General features: G+C 69.0%; 1 protein-coding gene. It reads right to left on the bottom strand.

Annotation, left to right across the window (positions count from 1 at the left end; translation table 11 throughout):
* Positions 1-2,020: tyrosine-type recombinase/integrase (locus KGA66_RS28705; RefSeq protein ID WP_211472696.1), on the bottom strand; the 2,020-nt coding region annotated here is incomplete at its 3' end.
* Positions 2,021-2,084: the final 64 nt, after the last annotated feature.

Raw genomic sequence — 2,084 nt, 5'->3', positions numbered from 1 at the left:
GTGTGGCCCGGCGGCGGGTGATGAACGCCCGATGCGCATCGATCGCTTCGGTCGGGTAAACAGCCTTGTAACCCATGGTCGTGGAAATATTGGTGTGACCGCAAATGATCTGGGCTATGTGCGGGGGCAGGCCGTTGAGGATCGCGTCGGTGACGAACATTCTTCGGAAGTCGTGCGGCGTGAAGTGCAGCGGCAGCCCGGCGCTGTCGTTCAGGCCGCTCGCGCCGAGCGTGCGGGCGAACATCTGGTAGATCGCATGCGGGTGCAACGCGTGTCCCTCGCCACCGATGGTGCGTTGGAACAGCAGGCCCATCGGCGCGATCCATGTCTTCTCCGAGTAGTCGTAGGCGGGCACGAGCGGGACGGCTCCGTTGGGTGCGCGGATGCGGCACACGATCGCGGAGAGCACGTCCGCCAGCTGCGGGTCGACCAGCAGGAGCCGTTCGGTGTCGGTCTTGGACGGGGCGATCTGCAACAGCGGCACGATCTCACCGGTGGAGGGCAGCCGGTAGGAGCTGACGGCCTGGTGGGTGAGCTCGAGTAGTTCCTCGATCCTGACCCCGGTCCTGCTCAGGACTTCGATCGCGGCCCAGGCCCAGAACGCGTCGCTTTCTTCCAGCGTCAGGTCCCGGCGGGTGCCGGTGGCCGGGTCGTGGGCCCAGACCTTGGCGTTGGCGGTGCGGTACATGACCGGTTTGAACCACTGCGCGCCGGCGGCGGTGAACGTGTCTCCCGGCTGCGCCGCCTCGGCGGCGGCGAGGCGTTCGGCGGCGGCCTTGCGCAGGTCGTTGGCGGTGCGGATGAGGGTGGGCAGGACCGGCAGGCGTTCTCGGGTGCGCTGGTCCATGCGGGCCTTGACCGCTTGCTTCTCCTTCTTGATGGCCAGTTCGGTCTCTTTTATCGGACACGGCGCGGCCCACGGGCCCCACCGGGCTGGTTCCTCCAGCGCCCACTGGGCGATGTCGAGGTAGAAGGCACGTACCGTGGCCAGCACGCCCGCGCTCGAGGTGCGCGGGCTCAACACCGTGATCCGTTTGCCGGTGGCGGGCTCGGTGATCACGCGGGTCTTGGTTGTGAGGCGTTCCTTCCAGCCGATGGCGGCCTCGGGGGCCAGGTGCAGCGAATCGATGCCGGGGTGGTGGTTTTCCAGATCGGCCCAGAACAATCCCGCCAACACCTGCGCCAGGTTGGTCAGGGTGCTGTAGTCGATCGCGGGCCGGCGTTCGTCCAGGTAGTCGATGATCAGGTCGCGGATCGGGCCGCGCCGCAGCCGGTAGCGTGCGACGAGCTCACCGGCCGACAGCTGTCCCGCGGCCCGCCCGCACAGGGCCCGCAGCGTGGCAGGGGCGTGCGGGGCGAAAATCCCCAGGCGGTGCAGCAGCAGGTAGAACAGCGTCTTGCCGGGTGCTCCCTGCGGGCGCAGGCGGGAGTGGACGTCGTAGAACTCGACGCAGTCACCCACCGTGATATCCGCAAGACGCCCGCCCTTGCTCGCCAGGATGACCGCGATGCGCGCCATGGCCGGCTGGGCGTTGGCCACGGTGATCGCCGGATCGGCGGCGATGACCCGCTCGAGCCGCGCGAAGCCCTCGAAGTCCCGGTACTGGAGCATCCCGGCGGTCAGCTGCCGCGAGCCCCTACTGATCAGCCATGCCGTGCCCGGGCGGATGACATCCGCGCAGACCAGGATGAACAACCCGGCGCCCAACACGTTCTGGTTCGCGCTCTCACCCCGCCCGGTGAGCCACTCGCCCGGCCCCCGCGCCCACTGCCGGCCCGAGTGTTCCTCCTGGCCGCTGGCCTGCCACCGCTGTTGCCAGCTTTCTCCCGGGAAAGCGGCGAGCCAGGCGAGGATCTTGCCGGCGCCGCGCAGACGATACTCCTGGGTCTTGCGGTTCTCGGCGCGAAACCCCGGGGCATCGAGTCGCTCAAGAACCTCGCCCGGGGATTGCTCACTGTGGTACCACGAACTCTCGGCCGCTCGAGGCGGAAACCGGTGCCGCGCCGCAACGACCCCCAAGGCCAGGCCGCTTTCCCTGCTCGATGCGCTCTCCCGCGCGGCGCGGGCGGATGCTGCGCCCGGG

The organism is Actinocrinis puniceicyclus (assembly GCF_018283645.1).
Classification (GTDB): Bacteria; Actinomycetota; Actinomycetes; order Streptomycetales; family Catenulisporaceae; genus Actinocrinis; species Actinocrinis puniceicyclus.
The sequence above is the reverse complement of the archived record's forward strand: the minus strand, read 5'-3'. Positions and strand labels throughout refer to the sequence as shown.